Source organism: Apibacter muscae (assembly GCF_007845635.1).
Lineage (GTDB): Bacteria > Bacteroidota > Bacteroidia > Flavobacteriales > Weeksellaceae > Apibacter > Apibacter muscae.
Genome location: NZ_SELG01000023.1, coordinates 1 through 1,872, shown reverse-complemented (window position 1 = coordinate 1,872; position 1,872 = coordinate 1). Strand labels below are relative to the sequence as shown.

General features: G+C 27.0%; 2 protein-coding genes. Both read right to left on the bottom strand.

All coding sequences use genetic code 11. The features are described 5' to 3' along the window. Positions 1–185: 185 nt before the first annotated feature. On the bottom strand, positions 186–557 hold the full coding sequence (locus tag ETU08_RS00785; RefSeq protein ID WP_146261108.1) for a hypothetical protein: 372 nt from the start codon (positions 555–557) through the stop codon (positions 186–188). Between the two features lie 446 nt (positions 558–1,003). Next, the coding region (locus tag ETU08_RS11855) for a hypothetical protein (RefSeq protein WP_185145248.1) at positions 1,004–1,872 on the bottom strand (869 nt) is incomplete at its 5' end.

Here is a 1,872-nt window from a genome sequence, read left to right as displayed (position 1 = left end):
AGGGAATATAATCTACAAAAGGGTCTTGTCTGGGAAACTCAGAAACTGGAACATTAGCAATATAGGAAAATTTACCAAAATGCTCTATTACGAAAAGAATTAGAGTAGCTGTTATAAAACCAATAATCAAAGATTTTATAATTGACTTATTCAAAGTTAGTGTCTTTTTCATTAGGTATTACTTTTTAATTGTGAAATAGAACAGCAGTATTGTTTCTTGGATCATCAAGGGTAAATAAAACATAATACTTTTCTTCCCAAATTAAAGAGGAAGTTCCTCCAGTAGAGTAGAAAAATTTAATATAATTTTTATTTTTTTCACAGGATAAAACTTGAAAAATTTGTTTTTTTCCTGAATAATAGATTATTACTTTTCCTTTGCCATCAACAATATCAAATAGGATTATAGAATTAAATTTAATAGGATAAGAAGTATTTCTATCTAAATCGTAATCATAATTTGAAGAAAAATAGAAGTTTAATGTTAGATTTAAATTAACCTGTGATTTACCAGATAAGAAAAATAACACAAATAAAGTGATAAGAAAGGGCTTCATTGCTTATAAGTTCTTGTTCTACCTAAGCCCAAAGCAGAAGATTAAAAACAAGTAGTGTGGGCTTATAGTCTTATTTACTAAAGAAGGCTCTGGAAAGCCCAACAACATAAATAAGCAAAACCCACACCATATGGTGTGAGCGTATAACTTGCTCATTCTGCGTTGTTTAAAAATTTTCCAGATTTTCTTTAACAGAATAAGAGCTAACACTCTTTTTAATTAAATTTTCTACTCCAAATATACAATAATTTTTATTTCATTTGGAACTTTGATAAAAAAGTGATAAATTTGAAATTAATTTCAAATTTATAAATCACCCACATATACTTCTATTCTAAAAATTCATTTTAAGCCACTTTTTAGCCCTTCTGTTAGACTTTTTTTCTCACGTAATACGATTCTGTATTTTTGAATTTTAACACCCCTTAAATCGCTTAAAAATAGGTTTACCATTTTTTGAATTTGAAATGTGGAGGTTTTTTATATATTTCAGCTAATCTGACTTTCATGTAATCCTCTAACATTTGTTCTTTGCTTTCCTGCACAACCAAACAGTCATGAAAAGTAAAGAAAGGTAATCTCCCCCTGTTTTTATTATTAAAATCCCTAGCTAGTAACTCAAGCATAACATAAGATTCTACCTGAAACAGTAAATAAGAAAGAGATTGATAAGGAAATTCTTGCTTTATTTCAAATAAAAGGCTATATATGCCAGGATAACTTTTTTTAAAGGCTTCCTGCATAGGTTGGAAATCTTTATTTTCAGCAAATAACATTCCTAGAAAATCTTTTTTGACTACCTTTTTTAAATCTTCATCTGTATAAGTTCTTTCTCCAGTCTTCCAATCAAAAAAATGATTTTCATAAAAAGAGTGTATATTTTTATTTAGATATTCTTCTGAAATGGATAAGTAAATATCTCCTTTTATACAACTGTCCAGAAAATCCTGTATCTCTTTGTTTGAAATATATTCAGGAATTTTCTCAGACATATATGATACTAGAGTATTTTTAGAGAAATAAGTTTTAGTATTTATTAAAGTATTATTATTTATATAATTATTAATATCTATAGTAAAGTTATTAGCTAATAAAGATGCTAGGATAAAAGGAGTACTATTAGATAGGTCAAATTCTACTAATCTTTGATTATCATAAGTAATGTATTTTCTGAATTTTTTATTTAAATTGAGCAGGTTGTGGTGGAATCTACCATCAGTATTCGGATTATGTGAAAACCAATATACTCCATTTTGTATATCCAGTATTTTTACTGCATTTATAATATATTGACCATATTGGAAACTGTCTTTTT